This is a genomic window from Serratia oryzae, from assembly GCF_001976145.1.
Classification (GTDB): domain Bacteria; phylum Pseudomonadota; class Gammaproteobacteria; order Enterobacterales; family Enterobacteriaceae; genus Chania; species Chania oryzae.
Window position 1 is genome coordinate 109,999 of the sequence record NZ_MOXD01000009.1, and the last position, 21,655, is coordinate 131,653.

General features: G+C 54.7%; 16 protein-coding genes. 4 read left to right on the forward strand and 12 right to left on the reverse strand.

Translation table 11 applies throughout. The features are described 5' to 3' along the window. Nucleotides 1-16 precede the first annotated feature (16 nt). Nucleotides 17-1,930: an S-type pyocin domain-containing protein gene (locus BMI79_RS24325; RefSeq protein ID WP_244157354.1), complete on the forward strand. Its 1,914-nt coding sequence runs from the start codon at nucleotides 17-19 to the stop codon at nucleotides 1,928-1,930. Continuing rightward, nucleotides 1,927-2,193 (forward strand): colicin immunity domain-containing protein, encoded by a 267-nt coding sequence (locus tag BMI79_RS16420; RefSeq protein WP_076943200.1) that lies wholly within the window; start codon nucleotides 1,927-1,929, stop codon nucleotides 2,191-2,193. The genes BMI79_RS24325 and BMI79_RS16420 overlap by 4 nt, the downstream gene beginning before the upstream one ends. 519 nt (nucleotides 2,194-2,712) lie before the next feature. On the opposite strand, the gene glpD is transcribed toward BMI79_RS16420, so the two are convergent. From glpD to malT, 10 genes are all read right to left on the reverse strand, one after another. Beyond that, nucleotides 2,713-4,221, reverse strand: coding sequence for a glycerol-3-phosphate dehydrogenase (gene glpD / locus BMI79_RS16430; protein WP_076943202.1), 1,509 nt, complete (start codon nucleotides 4,219-4,221; stop codon nucleotides 2,713-2,715). A gap of 269 nt (nucleotides 4,222-4,490) precedes the next feature. Next, a complete protein-coding gene (gene benD / locus BMI79_RS16435; RefSeq protein WP_076943203.1) occupies nucleotides 4,491-5,264 on the reverse strand; it encodes a benzoate diol dehydrogenase BenD in 774 nt (257 codons plus the stop codon). An 18-nt stretch (nucleotides 5,265-5,282) separates the two neighbouring features. After that, a complete protein-coding gene (gene benC / locus BMI79_RS16440; RefSeq protein ID WP_076943204.1) occupies nucleotides 5,283-6,299 on the reverse strand; it encodes a benzoate 1,2-dioxygenase electron transfer component BenC in 1,017 nt (338 codons plus the stop codon). A 12-nt stretch (nucleotides 6,300-6,311) separates the two neighbouring features. Next, on the reverse strand, nucleotides 6,312-6,800 hold the full coding sequence (gene benB / locus BMI79_RS16445) for a benzoate 1,2-dioxygenase small subunit (RefSeq protein WP_076943205.1): 489 nt from the start codon (nucleotides 6,798-6,800) through the stop codon (nucleotides 6,312-6,314). After that, nucleotides 6,797-8,158: a Rieske 2Fe-2S domain-containing protein gene (locus tag BMI79_RS16450; protein WP_076943301.1), complete on the reverse strand. Its 1,362-nt coding sequence runs from the start codon at nucleotides 8,156-8,158 to the stop codon at nucleotides 6,797-6,799. Before BMI79_RS16450 ends, benB begins: the two co-directional genes overlap by 4 nt. Nucleotides 8,159-8,952: 794 nt before the next feature. After that, nucleotides 8,953-9,711: a DeoR/GlpR family transcriptional regulator gene (locus tag BMI79_RS16460; protein ID WP_037402883.1), complete on the reverse strand. Its 759-nt coding sequence runs from the start codon at nucleotides 9,709-9,711 to the stop codon at nucleotides 8,953-8,955. Nucleotides 9,712-9,766: 55 nt separating this feature from the next. After that, nucleotides 9,767-10,603 (reverse strand): rhomboid family intramembrane serine protease GlpG, encoded by an 837-nt coding sequence (glpG, locus tag BMI79_RS16465; protein ID WP_076943206.1) that lies wholly within the window; start codon nucleotides 10,601-10,603, stop codon nucleotides 9,767-9,769. A gap of 145 nt (nucleotides 10,604-10,748) precedes the next feature. After that, complete coding sequence (glpE, locus tag BMI79_RS16470; protein WP_076943207.1) at nucleotides 10,749-11,075, reverse strand: thiosulfate sulfurtransferase GlpE; 327 nt, start codon at nucleotides 11,073-11,075, stop codon at nucleotides 10,749-10,751. 98 nt (nucleotides 11,076-11,173) lie between these two features. Next, nucleotides 11,174-12,151 (reverse strand): autotransporter family protein, encoded by a 978-nt coding sequence (locus BMI79_RS16475; protein WP_076943208.1) that lies wholly within the window; start codon nucleotides 12,149-12,151, stop codon nucleotides 11,174-11,176. A gap of 360 nt (nucleotides 12,152-12,511) precedes the next feature. Continuing rightward, nucleotides 12,512-15,226 carry an HTH-type transcriptional regulator MalT gene (malT, locus tag BMI79_RS16480; RefSeq protein WP_076943209.1) on the reverse strand — a complete coding sequence of 905 codons (2,715 nt, stop codon included), beginning with the start codon at nucleotides 15,224-15,226 and terminating at the stop codon, nucleotides 12,512-12,514. A 535-nt stretch (nucleotides 15,227-15,761) separates the two neighbouring features. On the opposite strand from malT, the gene malP reads away from it, so the two are divergent. Together malP and malQ are read left to right on the forward strand one after the other, a co-directional pair. Beyond that, a complete protein-coding gene (gene malP / locus BMI79_RS16485; RefSeq protein WP_076943210.1) occupies nucleotides 15,762-18,167 on the forward strand; it encodes a maltodextrin phosphorylase in 2,406 nt (801 codons plus the stop codon). A 9-nt stretch (nucleotides 18,168-18,176) separates the two neighbouring features. Beyond that, the gene (gene malQ / locus BMI79_RS16490) at nucleotides 18,177-20,258 is read left to right on the forward strand and encodes a 4-alpha-glucanotransferase (RefSeq protein WP_076943211.1); all 2,082 of its coding nucleotides are present in this window, start codon (nucleotides 18,177-18,179) and stop codon (nucleotides 20,256-20,258) included. Nucleotides 20,259-20,293: 35 nt separating this feature from the next. Here malQ and nfuA read toward each other — a convergent pair whose 3' ends face one another. Continuing rightward, entirely contained in the window at nucleotides 20,294-20,869 is a 576-nt protein-coding gene (gene nfuA / locus BMI79_RS16495) for a Fe-S biogenesis protein NfuA (RefSeq protein WP_076943212.1), read from the reverse strand. A 58-nt stretch (nucleotides 20,870-20,927) separates the two neighbouring features. Beyond that, on the reverse strand, nucleotides 20,928-21,611 hold the full coding sequence (gene gntX, locus BMI79_RS16500; protein WP_076943213.1) for a DNA utilization protein GntX: 684 nt from the start codon (nucleotides 21,609-21,611) through the stop codon (nucleotides 20,928-20,930). Between the last annotated feature and the right edge of the window lie 44 nt (nucleotides 21,612-21,655).

Consider the following 21,655-nt stretch of genomic DNA (forward strand, 5'->3'; position numbering starts at 1 on the left):
TCAAGGAGATGGTGTTATGACAACACCTGCATACTACATAAATGGCGTGCCCTATGAGGCCAGTGGTCAGGTCATCATAACTATTACAAACGGCCCTACCAGTCCCGTGGGAAACGTTGGGAATAGCCCCATCGCACCACTTCCTGTTTATGTTCCATGGCAGCAAACTCATGGTGGTGGGAGCATAGCGTATGATCCGAACAAAGTTGTTTTTTACGGATTATCCGCCCTGCGTGATACTCAGACAAAAATCAATCAAATCTTGGCACTAGCAAGAAATGCTTATCCGCAGAATGCAGAGCAAATCAGGGATGAGGCCAATGCATTACTCGCTGATTTAATAACTGGGCTTATTAATCATCCTGAAATTAACACACTTACCAGAGCATTACAGGATGCGATTAATTCATTACAGATAAATATCGATTTAAAAAATCAGCAAGAGAGAATCGTCAGTATAAGAGTGCAGGAGACAGAGGTCGCCTTCCGTGATTTTATGAATAATAATAAAATGTCGAATTTTATCGACAAGTCTGCCGGTATGATTGACGTGGCTATTTCAACAACAGGGCCATGGTTCATAGATTTATGGAATAAAGCGGTACCCCCTAAAATTAATGCAGAGATTGAGGCGAAAAATAAGCTTGTCACATATCTTGACTGGGTAAAAACGGTCAAGGAAGACGTAAGCAGTAAAAAGAATACCCTGATTGAGATTAAAAATAGAGTAGAGGCGGATGCAGCAGCTAAGGCAAAAGCCGAAGTAGAAGCCAGGGCAAAAGCTGAAGCAGAGGCCCGAGCGAAACTGGCAGCACTGATGCTGGTTGCGGGTGTAAACCCTACACCAGTTTATACGTCGGAAATGGTCAAGTCGGCTCAGTCTGCTCTTACTGCTGCAGGAAGAATGATACTGAACCGCGCCTCGGGTATGTTGCAACTGTCAACGATTGCTGAGGGTATTCTGACTACGACCAGCGAAGGAGCTGGCACAATAGCTGGTGCATTGTGGCGAGGTGCTATGGAGTTGAGCAGGATAGCCACGGTGAGCGCAGTCGGGTCAACAGTTTGTGCTCTTGTGGTAGGATTCTATCCAAAAAAAGTTGGTGAAGGCAGTGACAAGGTTCCTGGCCGCGATATTGAGATGTTTGCCGCTCAGGCCCAACTGTTTGCCGCGGGTAAAGTCAATATTCAGCCTGAAATGACCTCAGTTAATTTGCCCGTGCGGGGTTTACTGGTCACGGAGAATGGCCGACAGTATGTCAGCCTGGTTAAGACGGGTGTAAACGGTGTTTCTGCGAACGTGCCTGTGCTCAGGGCCGTACGTGACGAGAAAACCGGGCTGGATAAAATCACACTGCCAGCAGTCGGTGGGGTTCCAACACGGACTGTCTTGATTAATCCAGTGCCGACGGGGCCAGCAGCACCACCGCATACCGGAAACAGCTCACCGGTTCCGGTGACACCGGTGCATACCGGAACGGAAATAAAACAGGTCGCCAGCATTGTGACAACTACCTACCCGGCTGATGACCTCCAGGGGTTACAGGATTTTATCTATTGGCAGCCTGATGCCGCGGGAACCGGTGTTGAGCCGATCTATGTGATGTTGAGTGAACCGCTTGACTCGGGCCGTTTTACCCGTAAACAATTGGATAAGAAGTTTAAGCATGCCATCGATTTTGGTATCAATGACACGAAGAAAAACAGTGAAACTTTGACTAAGTATCGTGATGCCATTGAAGCTCATTTGGCAGATACGGGAACCGTTGAGAGAGGTACATACCGACGGGAAAAAGGTTCTAAAGTGTATTTTAATCCGAAGACAATGAATGTTGTGATTCTTAAAGCTGATGAGAAATTCTTATCAGGATGGAAAATAAACCCTGATGCGGATAATGGCAGAATATATTTGGAGACAGGTGATTTATGAACAAGATGGCAATAATTGAATTAGCTAAGGCTTTTTTGAATTCAAAAGTAACGGCTCTTCAGTTTTCCGAAGATATATGCGCTGTAAGAAGGGAACTATACGGAATTAAAGACCAGGATAAAAATACTTTGAATTGCGGTGAGGAGTTATTTATGGTGGCCGAAATTTATAATCCTGACTCCGACCGTGCCAGCTATGAGCTAGACGAGGCTGGATTAAGAAAGGAAGTAAAAGCGACGCTAGAAAAGTTCAAGCTGCTTTAATCTCCCACACTTTCTGATAAGTGCGTTTTAAGCAATGTCCAACAAACGAGGGTTTGTTGGACGTTTTTATGGCTGTGTATTTTTTGCATAAAACTGTGATAATCAGCGTTCTCTTAATCTGTCCACTTTTCTATATTCCGATAGACTGGATTTTAGCGTGATAACGGGACATTCACACCATGCTGATAGGATATATGACCAGCACCTCGATCTGCAACGCGATGCGCTAAATCAGGCAGGCTGTGTTCGTTTGTTTGAAGATACTGCCAGCGGTATTAAAGCAGAGCAGCGTGGGTTTGTTGATTGTCATTTAATCTGGGTTTTAGACTCGGTGAGAATCGCCTAACGTGGGTTGAAAACCGCCGTTGATTGCAGGTCTGATATGTTTCAATGTCAGGTCATTACAACTTCAAGTCCATCACCCCGCCCCACTGAGAGAGGGGGCGATAAGCAACGGATACATGATTATGCCGCTTTGTGTTTAACTCAGCGGCATTAAGCGTGCAGTTTGTTGTGGGACTAAGACGCCAGCGACAGCGCCTTCGGTTTGGCGTGTTCCGCCAGCCAGGCTTGCACCCTTGCCTGCTGTGCTGCGTCGAGCCACATGCCCAGCTTGGTGCGGCGCCAGATGGCATCATCCAGCTCCACCACCCACTCTTTTTCCACCAGATAGTTCAGCTCCGCCTCATACAGGCCGTGCCCAAAGTCTTCACCCAACTCGCTCAGGCTGCCAGCATTAGCCAGGATCAGTTCGCTGTGGCTGCCGTAGGTGCGCGCATAGCGGCGGGCCAGCGATTCTGGCAGCCAAGCGTATTGGCGGCGCAGTTTGGCGGCATAGCTGTCACGATCGCCGCCGATGTCACCACCGGGCAGCGCGCCGTTTTTGGTCCAGGCTGGGCCAGCCCCTGGGTAGTAGTGCGCCAGTTTTTCCATTGCGTGCTCGGCCAGCTTACGGTAGGTGGTGAGTTTGCCACCGAATACGGAAAGCAGCGGGGCTTTGCCTTGTTCGTCGTGGACATCCAGCGTGTAGTCACGGGTGACCGCCTGCGGTGAGTCCGATTCGTCATCACACAGTGGGCGCACGCCGGAGTAAGTCCAGACGATATCGTCGCGGCCAAGCTGTTTTTTGAAGTGCTCGTTATACACCTTCAACAGGTAGTCGATTTCGTTGTCGTCGATCTTCACGTCTTTCGGATCGCCATGGTATTCCACGTCGGTGGTGCCGATGATAGAGAATTCATCCAGCCACGGAATAACGAAGACGATACGATGATCTTCGTTTTGCAGAATGTACGACTGTGGCTGGTTATGCGCCTTCGGTACCACAATGTGGCTGCCTTTGATCAGGCGGATACCGTAAGGCGATTTGAGCTGCAGGCCATCGTCGAAGAAATGTTTCACCCACGGGCCGGTGGCATTGACCAACCCTTTGGCACGCCAGGTGAAGGTTTTGCCACTGTCGATGTCGGTGGCTTCTACCACCCACAGGCCGTTTTCACGCCGCGCACGGGTGACCTTAGTGCGGGTGCGCACTTCACCGCCACGCTCAACCACTTCCTGCGCGTTCAATACCACCAGGCGCGCATCGTCTACCCAGCAGTCAGAATATTCGAAACCGCGCGTTAACTCCGGCTTCAGTACCGACTCTGCTCCAAAGCGCAACCCCTTACTGCCCGGCAGGCTGGTGCGTTTCCCCAGGTGATCGTACAGGAACAGGCCGGTGCGGATCATCCAGGCTGGGCGCAGATGCGGCTGGTGCGGCAGGCGGAAGCGCATCGGGAAAGCGATATGCGGTGCCAGCTTGAGCAGCACTTCACGCTCGGCCAGCGCTTCGCTCACCAGGCGGAATTCGTAATGTTCCAGGTAGCGCAGGCCACCGTGGATCAGTTTGGAACTGGCGGAAGACGTAGCGCAGGCCAAGTCTTGCGCTTCCAGTAGCAGAACGGACAGCCCGCGCCCGGCCGCATCTGCTGCGATGCCGGCTCCGTTGATGCCGCCACCGATCACGATCAAGTCTTTGGTTTCCACGTTAACTTCCTCCAGATGTTCGCAATAGCTCTTTAATGTTCGTTTTCGCTCATGATTGTAATCAAAAACCAACAAACAAGCCAAGAGTTAACCAAACAAAAACATTTTTGCGTGATAGAGGTAACGATTCAGTGATGGTAGGTATACAAAGTGAAGGGTTATCGAGTGCGCCATTGGCGTGCAGTAATGCGCATGAGAATGGGTGATGGTTTTGCATCACCCATTGCTTTTAAACAGATCATGATGGCGGGCTGAGGTGAGCTCAGCGATCAACCCAGATCGCCCCCCGCCACCGGCAGGATGGTGCCAGTTATGTAACTGGCCTCATCGCTGGCAAGGAACAAAATCGCATTAGCCTGCTCGTTAACGCTGCCATAACGATGCATCAAACTGGAACTGAGGGTTTGATCGACCACCTGCTGATACCAGCTTTCCTCCTGCGCCGTGGGGATTTCCCGGTTACGCGGCGTCAGGCGCGGCGGGGCTTCTGTGCCCCCCGGCGCGGTGGCGTTGATGCGAATACCGGCCTGGGCATATTCAAAAGCCAGCGACTGGGTGAGGGCGTTAACCCCGCCTTTGGCCGCGGAATAAGGCACGCGGTTGACCCCGCGGGTGGCGACGGACGACACGTTGACAATCACTCCGCTCCGCTGTTGCAACATATGCGGCAACACGGCGCGGCAGCCCCACAGCGTGGGGAACAGCGAACGTTGGATCTCGGCGGAAATCTGTTCTGGGGAATAGTCGGCAAACGGGCGTGCCCAGATGGTGCCCCCCACATTATTGACCAGAATATCCAGCCGACCAAAGTGCCGCTGAGCCTGTCGCATTGCGCTCTCGGTCTCTTCCCAGCGCTCCAGATCGGCACCGATCGCCAGTACCTGATTGCCCTGTGCGCTCAAGGTGGCGGCCAGTTCGCTCAGGTAAGGGGCCCGGTCGATCAGCGCCAGCTTGGCCCCTTCACGCGCGGCCTGTTCTGCAACCGCTTTACCGATGCCCTGCGCTGCCCCGGTGATCACCATCACCTTGTTTTCAAACCGCATTCTCTGCATGGCTATTCCTTATACCGTTTGGCTGGCGGCGAATTTTTCATAATGGAAGCTGGCCGGGGTAAAAGCTCGGCGTTGGAAATCGTTCAGGACCGCCTCCACCATCGGCGGCGGGCCGCACAGGTACACGTCCAGATCGCCCTCGTTCAAGACGCTGGCATCAAGATGCTGTGTGACATAGCCTTTGTGTGGTGATGGTGAGGCTTCACTGGCGACGCAAGTGAGATAGCTGAAGTTGGGCAAGCGTGTGCGGTATTGCTCCAGCTGTTCCAGTTTCACCAGATCGTGGTCGTGAGTGACGCCGTACACCAGATGCACCGGCTGCGAGCTGCCGTTTTGCGCCAACTGCTCCAGCATGGAAAGGAAAGGGGCTAGGCCGGTTCCCCCCGCCAGAAACAGGAGTGGCCGCGCGACGGTGCGTAGATAGAAACTGCCCTGCGGCCCGCGCAGGCGTATTTTATCCCCCGGCTGTGCTTTGCTGGTCAGATAGCTGCTCATCAGCCCGCCGGGAACATTGCGTAGCAGGAAAGACACCTGTTGTTTGCCCGGCAGAGAGCTGAACGAATAGGCCCGGCTGGCACCGCTGCCAGGCACCTCGATATTGACGTATTGGCCGGGCAGGAAGGCAATACCATCAGCATCGTCAAGCTGCAGGCTGAATTCGATGGCGCTGTCGGAAAGCGGCGTTGCCGCCACCAGGCTGGCTGAAAACTCTTCGCTGCCGGTTTTACAGCGGGTGGAGGCCATAGGTACGTCGATCACGCAGTCTGACTGTGGCACCATCTGGCAGGTCAGCACGAATCGCCGCTGCGCTTCCTGCTCTGACAGTGCCTCTGCCAGATAGTCGTCACCCAGGCTGTACTCGCCCTGCTCACAGTGGCATTTGCAGGTGCCACAGACGCCGTCGGAGCAGTCCATCGGCAGATTGATCTTTTGCCGGTAAGCGGCATCCAGCACTTTCTCGTTGGGATTGCACTGAATAAAGCGGCTGACGCCATCTTCAAAATTAAGAGCAATGGTAAAGGCCATAAGTACCCCGCATTAAATATGATAAATATCTATGACCTGATTGATGTAGTCGTTGTTGAGCTGAACCGTTTTGCGTTCGATCAGCGGTCGCCCCTCGTTGAGCGCAATTCGGCAGCGAGTGTTGCCAAAGAACAGATCGGTCTTTTGATAGCGATGGCTGAACGTCACCCAGTTGTAACGCACCTCAACGTGCAGGGCGCTGTCTTCCAGCAGTTCAACGTTGCTGATCTGATGGCTGGTGCGGGGCTCCGGCGTGCTGGCCGCAGAGCGCTCGGTTTTGATGCGATAGATGCGATCTTCCAGCCCTTCACGGTTCGGGTAGTAGATCAGCGAAATCTCCCGCTGCGGATCGCGGGTTAAGCGATCGTCATCGCCCCAGGCGGGCATCCAGTACTCCACCGTTGGGCTGTAGCAGGCCAGCCACTCATCCCAGTTACGCTCGTCCAGCAGGCGCGCTTCACGGTAGAGGAATTGTTCAATATCAGGCTGTCGGTTGCTCATTGCGTCACCTCGCGTTTATTCAGGCTGCGCAGCAGGGTTTGTTGCCAGTGATGGTGGTGGCTGATGTACAAGGCTTCATCTTCGGAACGTGGCGCGCTCAGCAGCGGGGTGATAGCCATCGCCTGCGCATTCTCATCGGCACCTTCCAGCCAGCGGGTTGCGCCGCGGCTCATATCGCTCCAGGGCAGGTTACTGGCGTTATAGGCTTGCTGACAGGCGCGGAACTCTTCCAGATCGTCCGGCGTCCCCATGCCGCTGACGTTGAAGAAATCCTCATATTGGCGGATGCGTAACGCGCGATCCTCGGCAGCCTCCCCTTTGGGGGCGAAGCAGAAGATAGTGACTTCGGTTTTATCGACGGCCAGCGGGCGAACGACGCGGATCTGGGTCGAAAACTGATCCATCAGATAAACGTTGGGGTACAGGCACAGGTTGCGCGTTTCGTTAACCATCAAATCAGCGCGAGTGGCACCAAAGCGTTCACTAAGGCGCTCAAAGTGCTTGAACACTGGGCGAACGGCCGGATTCAGCGCCCGGGTCCACAGCAGCATATGGCCGTGCTTGAAACCATAGACGCCACCGGTGCTTTTCGACCAGCCGTTGGCGTCTACGGTTGGGGTGCCGTTGGCCTCATAGTTGCGGCGTGACATGGTGGAGGCGTAGTTCCAATGCACCACGCTGACGTGATAGCCATCGGCACCGTTTTCCATTTGCAGCTTCCAGTTGCCGTCGTAGGTATAGCTGGAAGCGCCTTTCAGCACTTCCAATCCTTCGGGCGCCTGATCGACGATCAGATCGATCACCTGCCGGGTGTCACCCAGATATTCCTCCAACGGCAGCACGTCGGCGTTCAGGCTGCCAAACAGGAAGCCACGGTAAGAGGCAAAATGGGGCAAATGTTTGAGATCGTGTGAACCCGCCTGTTTAAAACAGGGTGGATAAGCGCCGCTCTTTTCATCTTTAGCTTTCAGCAAATTACCGGCGTTGTTGAAGGTCCAACCATGGAATGGGCAGGTGAACGAGGTCTTATTGCCAGATTTGCGGCTGGCCAGCATGGCTCCGCGATGCGAGCAGCTATTGATCATCCCGTGTAATTGCCCGTTGTGATCGCGGGTGATAATGATGGGCTGGCGGCCCATGGTTAGCGTGTAATAGTCGCCCGGTTCGGCAATCTGGCTTTCATGGGCCAAATAAATCCAATTACCTTCAAAGATGGCTTTCATTTCCAGTTCGAATAAAGACTCATCGGTAAATATGGCGCGATTGCACCGATAAATACCTTTCTCTTTATCTATGACTAAAGCGTTATTTATTTTTTCTTCCAGTGTGGAAAATAACGTAGTGGAGGATGAGTTCATCATGAAACCTCGTTTTAAATAACTCCGTTAAGGGACGCGGGGCAATAGCAGACCGTTGCCCCGCGCAGGCAATATCATTCCCATCAGCACTGTATTAATTTAATCACGAATCGGTACGTTTAATGCGTATTTCCTTTTTGCTGGCCGTGACGTGATGCGGCGCGGCCAAACATGGCTTCTCCTGAATGTGTAATGCTTGTCAGTAAAGCGCAAAGCAGCATAATAATGCATCAATGGCTCAAGGCATCGCCCCCCTCTCCCCAAGGGAGAGGGGACTGGTTAGCCTTAACTGACAAGCATTACTCCTGAATGTGTGGGTTATTTTGCTGTTAAGCACCAGGACCTATGGTTAACTTAGGGGATGAAAATTTTACCGACAAGGGCGAATATCAGGTGTTTGTGCGATTATCAGCGCTTTTGTTATTTTCTTGTTAATTTTGTGATGCAGGTAGCTAATTTGCTATTTACCCCATTCCAGATTATACCAAAAATAATTCGAGTTGCTTGTAAGCGGCAACTGAGCGAAGCCCCAGGAGCTTACTCAGGTAAGTGACTGGGGTGAACGACAAATCTGCCAGGAGCAGATTTGAACGCTGCTTGCAGCGGCCCCGAAGGGGCGAGGCCCACGGATGGGCCGAGTAACAAAGCCAACACCCAAGCAACTTGAAGTATGACGGGTATATTCAGGGTAAGAATTGAGAAGAGAAATGAAGGGCCTGTTTAACAGCCCTTGCAAATATTTTTATTTATCAATGTGTTTAGAATGCATGCCAACATCTCTTTCGGTAAAGAGATCAGCACAGCTCCAATTGCACATCATACTGCTCGATGATCTTCATCACGCTGGGTGGTGGAGCCTGATCGGTAAACAGATAGTCAATCAGGTTCATATTGCCCAGATTCACCATGGCATTACGGCCAAACTTGGAGTGGTCGGTCACCAGCATCACGCAGCGGGAGTTTTCGATAATCGCGCGCTTGGTGCGCACTTCGTGATAGTCAAACTCCAGCAGCGAACCGTCCATATCAATACCGCTGATGCCGAGAATGCCGTAATCCAGGCGGAATTGAGAGATAAAGTCCAGCGTGGCTTCCCCCATGATACCGCCGTCGCGGGTGCGCACTTCACCACCGGCCAGGATCAGGCGGAAGTCTTCTTTGGCGGTCAGCAGGGTGGCAACGTTCAGGTTGTTAGTGACCACCCGCAGGTTTTTATGATTCATCAGCGCATGGGCCACCGCTTCCGGGGTGGTGCCGATATCAATAAACAACGTAGCACCATCGGGGATCTGGCTGGCAACGCGCTGGGCGATGCGCGCTTTCTCAGCCGACCACATCACTTTGCGATCGTGATAGGCGGCATTGACCGAACTGGACGGCAGCGCCGCGCCGCCGTGGTGGCGTTGTATCTTGTTCTGGTCGGCCAGGTCATTCAAATCACGGCGAATAGTTTGCGGGCTGACGGCAAAATGCTCGACCAACTCTTCCGTACTGACGTAACCCTGCTGACGCACTAATTCGATAATGGCGTCATGACGCTGTGTCTGCTTCACGATAATCCCCTAAATCGCCTGATGTACCTGCCGTCTTTCTCAAGGTATCCGGCGGTTATTGTTGGTGGTGCGCACGGTGGCGCGTATCCCAAAATGCCATTAACAACCCTAACACCAAACCGGCCACGTGTGCCGCATTGGCGATCGACATTCCTAAAATATCGAAATAGCCAGCGACCAGCCAGAGCACGGAAAACACCATCAGGCCGCGTGGCAGATTGAGGCCGCACTCCGGATCGCGTTCACCGCTCAGCCAGACGTAGCCCATCAGCGCATAAACCACGCCAGACAGCCCACCGAACAGTGCGCCGCTGAACAGAGACTGCGCCCAGCCGCTGAAAAAGGCCGACACCACGGCGATCACGAACAGTTTGCCGGTGCCGAGGCGTTTTTCTACCGGGCCACCGAGATACCACCACCATAGCAGGTTGAAGGTAATGTGCAGCAGCGAGAAGTGCAGGAAGGCGTGGCTGAACCAGCGCCACAGTTGGCCGTATTGCGAGCTGTTCTGCGGCCAGGAAAGCCAGTACATCACGGTATCATCCCCCAGCACCTGCATCAGAATGTACACCAGAATGCACAGCGACATGACCGTGAGCGTCAGCGGCCCGGCTTTGCTGCGGATGATCTGCAGATAAGAGAATTGCTGATAGTTCAAACCGGCGTCGGTATTGCCGGCCTGCCAACTGGCCGCCTGATAGCGGCTATTCATGGGATCGAGCAGAAACTGCTGCAACTCATGTTGCACCTGTTCCAAGTGGCCGTCGTCCGCCAGCCAGATTTCTGCGGCCTCGCTGGTATTGCGGATCTCAAGCTGGATGCCTTGTGTTGCCATGTAATCAACAAAGGCTTGCGCCAGGCGAGGGTTGGATACGGCGATCACTCGAACCATGGATTTTCCGTCTAATTAAATGATTTTATCCGCGAGTTTAGCCCTCTGCGGCGCTAATGGCAGATTATACCGTTGAAATACTGCACGCAGCGAAAAAAACAGCGGAGAATTGAGCTGGCCACCCAAATAGGCGACCGGCGAAGAGTCAGACGGAGGTTTCGACATCCTGCGGGAACTGGCGGGCCCAGGCTTCAAAGCCGCCATCAATGCTGTAAACCGCATCAAACCCTTGGTGCAGCAGGTACTGCGCGGCGCTGCGGCTGCTGTTACCGTGATAACACATCACCATCACCGGGCGATCGAACTCGTTTTGCTGCATAAAAGCTGGCAGGCTGGCGTTGGTGAGGTGAAACGCACCCGGCGCGTGCCCGGCGGCAAAACTTTGCGGATCGCGGATATCAACCAGCGTTGCGCTGCCTTCTTTCCAGCGGGTATAGGCCTGCTCAACGCCGATCGCTTCAAACTGTTCCATAACTTCAGACTGCCTCATAATTGGGGGACACTGGTGAGTGTAACCAAATCCACCTCATTTATGACCAGAGCAACTCTATGGGTTTTCTGAACGGCAGATTACCAGCGGTAGCTCAGGCCTAACGAAGCCCCATAATCCTGGTAACTATTGCTGCCCATGGTGCTGCCGCCTTCCAGCCAAATCTGGAATGAGCTGGTGGTTGGCGTTTTTATCCCGACTTTTACTTCGAACAGATTATTCAGGGAGGCAGCTTCTATCCGCGCATTATTAAAAGAGACCGCATTGCTGCCATTATTGTGCCACCAGTTGGTGGCCAGATAGGCGGTAATATTGTCGTCTTGATTGCTATACCAACGGATGCCTGCCCGTGAGGTGAAATCCGGCGCATCACTTTGCTGAATGAATGTGCCTGTGGTATCACGGTAATTATCAGTACGGAAATCATTATAAATAAGCTGGAGCTGAGGCTCGATAATTAATTCCCACTGTGAGAACGGTTGAAAAGCATACCCGGTTTCCAGCGAGAGGCTGAAGTTATTGCTGTTGTAATCCTCTTGGCCTGCACGATTATTAAACCAGGAATATTGAAGCCATGAATCAATATAGACACCGTCATGGTTGTTACTGTCCTGATACCAGGTGCTGTAGATCCCGACCGAATAGCCGTTGACTCTGCCGTCGGAGGTGGTATTTACGGCGTGCGACTCGGTATTAGCGCGGCCATACCCGGCCATAAGGCCCACGGTCCACTCTTCGTTTTCCTGCTGGGAGGCGAAAACATCCCCACCCAATTGGAACACCTGGCGATCCATATCGATCGGTAAATTATTATTGGCGGCGCTCAGATTTTTCGTGTGATAACCGGAGGCACGCAGCCATAATTGATCGCTACCTGGAGCGGATTTCCGCTGATGCAAGGTTTGGGAAAATAACGAACGGGCGGCTATCTGGTTACCCAAATAGCTTCCGGCGTCTGCGGGGGGGTTATAATCTGCAGACGTATCGTTACTGGCGATGGCGGGGGAAATAGCCAGAAAAAGGCCAGCGGTAATTAGGAATGTCCTTATTATTGTCATTATTCCAACTCCTTATGGAAAATATTACGCAATATTACTGACAGGAAGCGTTAATGTCATTGGGCATACGACAAAATAAGAATATATCCTTCATACTTTAAGTTGCTTGGGTGTTGGCTTTGTTACTCGGTCCATCCGTGGGCCTCGCCCCTTCGGGCCAGCGCAAGCGCTGTTCAAATCAATCTTTGACTGATTTGTCACTCCGTTGCCGCCTACAAGCAACTCGAATTATTTTGGGTATACACCTGATCGGTAATAGAGTTTATTACGCGCTTCCTTTCCTCTTTCAATCTGCAGCACCTCCAAACCCTGGATGGCCTCCTGGGGAGGCCACCACGCGAAGTATTGAAAGGACAGCCTTTACGCCCCGTACCCCATCATTTTCAGCAACTGTTGCGCCTGTTGCACGGCCTCCTGTCGGTGAGCCACCCCCAGTTTCTGGTACAGATTACGAATATGGGTTTTGATGGTGGTGGCCGCCACCGCCAGTTCACTGGCGATCTGCTCGTTGCTGTAACCTGAATAAATCAGGCCAAGCACCTGCCATTCACGCTGGGTCAGCGGGCTGGTGCGGATCAGTTCCGGCACCTGCGGATGAGTCAGCAGTTTATCGACAAAGCTCTCGTCAAAATGGGCGAACTTGTGGCGATGATGCTGGTTGATATCGCGCAAAATACGTTGTGCCCGGTGTTGTTCCAGCTCCGGCAGCGTGTTGAGTTGGATCAGTTGACGCAGTTGTTGCGCCATGGTTTCCCCTTCAATCACAAAGTGGCTGATAAACCCGGTGCGGTTTGCCAGCGCCAGCGCTTCGATCAACACCCGCAGCGCATCGCTTTTGCGATCCATCTGCCAATAAAGCTGGTTGCTGAGCAGCAGGTTGCGGTTGAGATCGCTGACCAGCCGCAGGCGGCGGGCGTTCTCGTTCAACTCGTCTAGCACCACTTCGGCTTCTTCAAACTGGCCGAGCATAATCTGCACGCGGGCGATGTTACGCCATTGGCCCTGCATAAAGTGGTTGTTGGCCATGCCCGGTTTTTCGGTATGGCGCAGCCAGTTGGCCGCCGCAAGGGTATCTCCGGTCATCTGCCAATGGATCACCCGCGGTTTGTCGGCGTTGGTCAGCCAATCACGGTGATATTGCGAACCATGCAGCAGCACTTCGCAACGCTGCAAATGGGCATTGGCATTGTCCAGATCGCCCCGCGCCAGGGAACATTTCGCCAACATGGCGAGGCATTGCAACTGCTGCTGCGGCTGGTAGTTGGCCAGCACCTTCAGCCCTTCACGCGCCGCCTCTTCGGCCTCATCCAGCCGTGACCACGACCAGAGCACCTGCGAGCGGATACGCAGCAGGAATTCATGCATAGGCAACTGTTCCAGATGCTGTTCGCGCACCAGCTCAAAGGCTTTTTCCTGCGTTTCGTAAGCGGCCTGCAAGAACCCCTGGGCGATCAGGATTTCGCTTTGCTGCAACAGCGCCCACAGCGCGTAATGATAAGCCTGATGGCGACGAGCCATCTGTTCGGTCTGCTGCATCATCGGCAGCGCACGCGCCAGTTCGCCTTTACAGTGGTGAACCTCGCCGGTCACCGAGGTGGCGACGATGCGGCTGTAATAGCTGGAAAGCGGCAGGAATTTCAGCGCTTCGGTGGCTAAACGTTCGGCCTCCTCCGGCTTACCCGCGTTGATCGCCACCTGGGCGCGCAGTGCATCGAACTCTGCGTGCAAGGTCTGATCGATGGCGATCTTCTGCTCGCGCATGGCCTGCTCGGCGCGTTCCAACTGGGTGTTGACCTCGCTGTAGCGGTGCTGGCTTTGCGCCAGCCAAGCCTGCAGCAGCGCCAGCTTCGGATTTTGGATTAAGCGATCGTAAGGTAGCGCATTCAGGCACTCTTCCAGCAGCGCCAGCTCGCTGTGGTGGAACAGCGACCATGCGTGCTGCAGCAGAATATCGCGCAGCATGCTGACGTCGCTGGCCGCCAACGCATGGTGAATGGCTTCTGCCGGGTAACCGAGCGCCAGCCAGCCTTCGGCAGCGGCACGGTGCAGGCCCGGCAACTCGAGCGCCAGCTCCCACTGGCAGCGCTGGCGCAGGAAGGAGGCGAATAACGGGTGGAAACAGAACCACTCACCGGTATCGTCCATACGGTGGATAAACAGCCCCTGGCGCTCCAGTTCTTCGAGACGCTGCTGGCCGTTATCTTCACCGGTCAGGCGCACGATCAGCGCGTCGTTCATCGAACGTAATACCGAACAGCGCAGCAGGAAGGCGCGGGCATCGGCATCGACGCGATCCAGCACCTCATCCACCAAGTAGTCGGAAAGGTGGCTGGCGTTCAACCCGGCCAAGCGTTTGGCGGATTGTTGGGCTGATGAGGCCGATTGACGGGCAGAAAGCGCGATCAGCTGTAACGCGGTTGCCCAGCCTTCCACTTCGTCACACAGGCGGCTGCTGTCATGCTGTTCAAGCGGTGAACTCAGGCGACAGTCGAAGAACTGTTTGGCTTCCTGGTGGGTGAAAGCTAGCTGTTGCGCGCTCAATTCCAGCAGTTGATCGCGCACGCGCAGGTTGGCGATGCCGAGAGCGGGCAGCGTGCGCGACAGCAGGATCAGCGTCAGGTTTTCCGGCTGATGGCGCAGGAAGAAGCGCATCGCTTCGTGGATTACGTCATTGGTGATCAGATGATAATCATCAATCACCAGATACAGAGGGTGATGCCAGTCGGAAAGCTCGATAAACAGTTGCGCGAACAGCGCAGACAGGCTGGCGTACTGGTGTTTCTGGCTTAACGCTTCGCTCTTCACGCAGTGCCCACCGGTAGCCTGTTGCAGTGCGGCGATCAGGTAGCTGGCAAAGCGCTCTGGCTGGTTGTCGCTTTCGTCCAGTGAGTACCACCCGAGATCCGACTTGCCCGCTGCCCATTGGGCAACCAGCGTGGTTTTTCCATATCCTGCCGGGCAATTGACCAATGTCAGGCGATAATTTGCCGCGCTGGCTAGCTTCACCAGCAGGCGATCGCGTATCACGGTATTTTGCAGCCGTACCGGACGGCTCAGTTTTGATGGGATCAGCATAATATTCCAGGTGTAAAGTGCGGTTCCCGCCGCCGAAGGACTGCCCGAAGTTTTTTGTCGCGAATCTTCTTCGGGGCCGGGGTAATATTAATTATTTTGTAGCTCGTAATTAATCCCCCTCAATAACTTCGAACATCGCCAAAAGTATTGCAACAAGCTTCCGCTTTGGCTTGGAGTTAAGTTGCTATCGATCACACTTTTCACGCTTGTTGGCAGACTGCTTTTCTATCATGGCGTTTAACGACGTTCGATAACTGTAGCGGTGATTTCTTTGTCTGACGAGATAGGAACAAAACTTCAGCGACGCAGGCCACGTATGTTAATGTCGCTACGTTGTAGGCTGCCGTTGTTTTTTTGCACAACGGGAGCCTTAATGGCGCGTTTATCGAGGGTGAAAAGTGCCCGAGATCACAATTCTAACTACGCCCCAACCCTCCTCCCTCGCTAATCCTCAGGCGGGATGATGCCGCGGCGCATTCTCCCCGGCACGATAGTGAAAAAATTGGCCCATTTATCGGATTAGAGAGTTTTTCCTATGTCACAGCCTACGCTCAAAAAGGACGTTTTTCTGGCTGCGCTGACTCGTCAGTGGCAGCGTTTTGGCCTCAATTCTGCACAGCAGATGACCCAACATCAATGGTGGGAAGCAGTGAGTGCTGCGCTTGCCGAGCAACTGGCCGCACAGCCTGCGCCGCGTAAAAGCAGCAAGTCGTTGCGCCATGTGAACTATATCTCGATGGAGTTTTTGATTGGCCGCCTGACCGCTAATAACCTGATCAACCTCGGCTGGTACGATACGGTTGAAGCGGCGCTGGCTGAGCAGGACGTTAAACTGGCGGATTTGCTGGAGCAGGAAACCGATCCGGCGCTGGGTAACGGCGGGCTGGGGCGCTTGGCGGCCTGCTTCCTTGATTCAATGGCGACGGTGGAACAACCGGCCACCGGTTATGGCCTGAACTATCAGTATGGCCTGTTCCGCCAGTCGTTCAAAGACGGGCACCAGCAGGAAGCGCCAGATAACTGGCAGCGCGAAAGCTATCCGTGGTTCCGCCACAATGCGGCGCTGGCGGTGGATGTCGGTATCGGTGGTAAAGTAGAGAAGCTGGCCGATGGCCGCGAGCAATGGCACCCGGCATTCACCCTGCGTGGCGAAGCCTGGGATCTGCCGGTGCTGGGGTTCCGCAACGGGGTGACTCAGCCGCTGCGCCTGTGGCAGGCGACGCACGCACATCCGTTCGATCTGAACGATTTCAACGACGGTAAATTCCTGCAGGCAGAAAAGCAGGGCGTTGAAGCGGCCAAGCTGACCAAAGTGCTCTATCCGAATGATAACCATCAGGCGGGCAAACGCCTGCGCCTGATGCAGCAGTATTTCCAGTGCGCCTGTTCGGTGGCGGATATTCTGCGCAAACACCACCTGGCGGGCCGCAAGATTGCCGATCTGCCGAAGTACGAAGTGATCCAGCTTAACGATACTCACCCGACTATCGCCATTCCGGAAATGCTGCGCATCCTGCTGGATGAACATCAGCTGGATTGGGACGCGGCCTGGGCGATCACCAGCAAGACCTTCGCCTATACCAACCACACGCTGATGCCGGAAGCCTTGGAATGCTGGGATGAAAAGCTGGTGCGCAGCCTGCTGCCACGCCACTTCTCGATCATCAAGCAGATCAATGCCAACTTTAAAAAGCTGGTGGATCAACACTGGCCGGGAGATGACGCCGTTTGGGCCAAACTGGCGGTGCACCATAACAAGCAGGTGCGCATGGCGAACCTGTGCGTCGTCAGCGGTTTTGCGGTTAACGGCGTGGCACAACTGCACTCGGATCTGGTGGTGAAGGATCTGTTCCCGGAATATCACCAGCTGTGGCCGAACAAATTCCACAACGTCACCAACGGTATCACCCCGCGCCGCTGGCTGAAGCAGTGTAACCCGGCGTTATCCGGCCTGATCGACAACACGTTAAAGGTGGAGTGGGCCAACGATCTGGATGCGCTGAAAGGCCTGGAAAAGTATGCCGACGATGCGGCATTCCGCCAGCAGTATCAGCAGATTAAGCGTGAAAACAAGGTCGCTCTCGCCAATTATGTGCACAGCGTGATGGGCCTGACGCTTAACCCGGATGCGATCTTCGACGTGCAGATTAAACGCCTGCATGAATACAAGCGTCAGCACCTGAACCTGCTGCATATCCTGTCGCTGTATCGCCAACTGCGCGATAACCCGGAGATGGATATGGTGCCGCGCGTGTTCCTGTTCGGTGCCAAAGCGGCTCCGGGTTACTACCTGGCAAAAAACATCATTTATGCGATCAACCAGGCTGCGGAGAAGATCAACAACGATCCGATCGTGAAAGATCGTCTGAAAGTGGTGTTTATTCCTGACTATCGCGTTTCGGTCGCAGAGTTGATGATCCCGGCGGCCGATGTCTCTGAGCAGATCTCCACCGCCGGTAAAGAAGCGTCCGGCACCGGCAATATGAAGCTGGCGCTGAACGGGGCGTTGACCGTCGGGACGTTGGACGGCGCCAACGTTGAGATTGCTGAGCAGGTAGGCGAAGACAATATCTTTATTTTCGGCAACACCGTGGAGCAGGTTAAGGCGTTGTTGAAGAAGGGCTATGATCCGCTGAGTTATCGTAAGAAAGACAAGCATCTGAAAGCGATTCTGGATGAATTGGCCAGCGGTGCCTTCAGCCAGGGTGACAAGCACGCTTTCGATCTGATGCTGCACAGCCTGCTGGAAGGCGGCGACCCGTATCTGGTGCTGGCAGACTTTGCGTCTTACTGTGAGGCTCAACGGCAGGTAGACAAACTGTATCGTGACCGCGATGAATGGACGCGCCGCACTATCCTTAACACCGCGCGCGTGGGCATGTTCAGTTCGGATCGTTCGATCCGCGACTATCAGCAGCGTATCTGGCAAGCCAAGCGTTAAGGAGTACGAATGAGTAAAGCTATCGATCAGGCGGCCTCTCAGGCAGGGATTGCGGCTGATTACATCAATGCCCATGGTAAACAGCAGGCGATTTCGTCGGAGACCAAACGTAAGCTGCTGGATGCGATGAACAGCGCTTCGCTCCGCTCGGAGGAGGCGCCGTTACCGGTGGTGAAAGTGTTTTATCACGGCAGCCCGGTGGCACTGCCGCTGGGCGGTAGCGGTGAGTACCACTGGGTGCTGCAATGCGAGGACGGCAGCCAGCAGCAGGGCCGTGCCAGCGCGCGTAAAACCTTGACCCTGGCAGGGAAACTGCCGCAGGGCTACCACCTGCTCCAACTGATGCAGGGTGAGCAGCAGTGGCAGTGCCGGCTGATTGTGGCGCCAAAACGCTGTTACGAACCTAAGGCCTTGATGACCGGAAAAAAACTGTGGGGTGCCTGCGTGCAACTCTACACGCTGCGGTCCGATCGCAACTGGGGTATCGGTGATTTTGGCGACCTGCGCGTGATGGTGAGCGAAGTGGGAAAGCGCGGCGGTGCCTTTGTCGGGCTGAACCCCATCCACGCGCTGTACCCGGCCAGCCCGGAAAGTGCCAGCCCGTACAGCCCTTCGTCACGCCGTTGGCTGAACGTGGTGTACATCGACGTTAATGCGGTGGAGGATTTCCAGCGTAGTGCAGCCGCGCAGAAATGGTGGCAGAAAGCGGCAACGCAGAAGCTGCTGGCGAAAGCGCGCGGCAGCGATCGCGTGGATTACAGTGCGGTCACCCAGTTGAAGCTGGCGGCGCTGAAGTTGGCTTTCCCACAGTTTCAGGCGCGCAAGGCCAGTGATGCGTTGAAGCAGGCGTTTGAACATTTCGTGAGCGAAGGAGGCAGCAGCCTGTATCAACAGGCGGCCTTCGATGCGCTGCACGCGCATCTTTCTGCCAGCGATAACAGCATGTGGGGCTGGCCGGTCTGGCCGGAAGAGTATCGGCAGGGTAATACCGCCGCCGTAGAAGCGTTTTGCCGGCAGCATACGGATGAAGTGACCTTCTATCTGTGGCTGCAGTGGCTGGCCGCCAGACAGTTTGCCGAATGTTTCAGCCAGAGCCAGGAGCAGCAGATGCCGATCGGCCTCTACCGCGATCTGGCGGTGGGCGTGGCAGAAGGCGGTGCTGAAACCTGGTGTGAGCGTGAGCTGTATTGCCTGGGAGCCTCTGTCGGAGCTCCGCCGGATGTCCTTGGCCCACTGGGGCAAAACTGGGGCCTGCCGCCAATGGATCCCCATGTGATGGTCGCGCGCGGCTATCAGCCGTTTATCGATTTGCTGCGTGCCAATATGACCAGTTGCGGCGCTTTGCGCATCGATCACGTCATGGCGCTGCTGCGGCTGTGGTGGATCCCGTATGGGGAGACTGCCGATCATGGGGCTTACGTTAAGTACCCGGTTGACGATCTGCTGGCGCTGCTGGCGTTGGAAAGCCAGCGCCATCGCTGCATGGTGATTGGTGAAGATCTTGGTACTGTGCCGGTGGAGATCGTCGGCAAGCTGCGTGACAGCGGGGTCTACTCTTACAAAGTGCTGTATTTCGAACACGACAGCGAAAACCAGTTCCGTGCGCCGCAGTCGTATCCGGTGCAGGCGATGGCCACCATTACCACGCACGATCTGCCCACGCTGCGCGGTTACTGGCAAAGCGGCGACTTGACGCTGGGTGAAACGCTGGGGTTATACCCGGATGCCGCGGTGCTCAAAACGCTGTTTGCCGATCGTGAACGTGCCAAGCAGGGGCTGTTGGATGGGCTGCACCGTTACGGCTGTGTGCCGCAGAAGGTGGGCAAAAAGGCCTCGTTGCTGGCGATGAGCCCGTTGTTGAACCGCGGGTTACAGCGTTACGTAGCGGACAGTGCCAGTGCGTTACTGGGCCTGCAGCCGGAAGATTGGCTGGATATGGCCGATCCGGTCAATATCCCGGGCACCAGCAGCGAATACCCAAACTGGCGGCGCAAGCTGAGCCATACCTTGGAAGAGATGTTTGCCGATCGGCAGGTGAACCGTTTACTGAAGGACTTGGATAAGCGGCGCAAAAAGGTGTCGGTAGGGTAATGAAATGAGGGCGCCGTACTGGCGCCCTAAGCATATTAGTAGTAAGAGTGCTCGCCACGCTGGTGCTCGGTGAGATCGCGTACCCCTTTCAGCTCCGGGAACTTCTGCAGCAGCTCTTTCTCGATCCCTTCCTTCAGCGTCACGTCAACCATTGAGCAACCGTTGCAGCCGCCGCCGAACTGCAGGATAGCCAGCCCGTCATCGGTGATCTCCATCAGCGAGACGCGGCCACCGTGGCCTGCCAACTGCGGGTTGATCTGCGATTGCAGCACGTATTCCACGCGCTCCATCAACGGAGCATTGTCGTCGACTTTGCGCATTTTGGCGTTTGGCGCTTTCAGCGTGAGCTGGGAACCGAGCTGATCGGTGACAAAGTCGATTTCGGCGTCTTCCAGATACGGCGTGCTCAGCTCATCAACGTAAGCAGACAGTTTTTCGAACTTCAGTTCGGTATCTGTTGCTTCTACCGCATCTGGCGGGCAATAGGAAACGCCGCATTCCGCCGTTGGCGTACCCGGATTAATCACGAATACGCGAATCTGGGTACCTTCTTCTTGGTTTGCCAACAGTTTGGCAAAATGTTCCTGTGCTGCATCTGTTATACGGATCATGGCATTGACTCAATAGTTGACTGCTATAGTAGGATATAATACGCCCATTGCGATGGTACTACAATGTGCGGCAGACGCACCAGATCTGCAATGATGCGACGCCCTGTTTCTGCAATAATTTAGCGACTTCTGCCACTGTGCTGCCGGTGGTCACCACGTCATCCAGCAGTGCCACATGCTTTCCTGCCAGGTTTTCATCGCAACGGAATGCGCCGCGTAAATTGCGCCGCCGTGCGCGAGCGATTAACCCTTGCTGCGGTGAGGTCTCCCTGATCCGGCGCAGCGCGGCGGGCCGATATTCGCACCCCAGCCAGCGTGCCAGGTGGCGAGCGAGCAGATCGCTCTGATTATAACCCCGCCGCCAGCAGCGTTTATCCTGTAAGGGTATCGCTAAAATGATTTCCGGTCTGTTCAGATGTTGCTCTCGGTGAGCCTGTAGCCAATGCAGCAGGATCAGCCGGGCCAGCGTCGGGGCCAATTCCGGCGTACGCTGAAATTTGAAGCGTTTGATCAGGGTACTGAGTGGCAGGCAGTAGTCGCTGGCAAAAACCAATGCCTGCCAGGGCGGTGGCTGCTGCAAGCAGCGGCCGCAAGGCCGGTGCCGATCGCCGCTGGGCAGACCACAGCGCGGGCAGCTCAGCGGTTTGGCGGGCAACTCACGCAGGCAATAACTGCAGATCCCCTGCTGCAGCAGCCTTAATGGTTGCCGACATAGCCAACAGCGGCCATAGATTGATAGCATAGTCGTCCTCCGTGACGGAACGAGTTTCAGAAGGACAATAACTG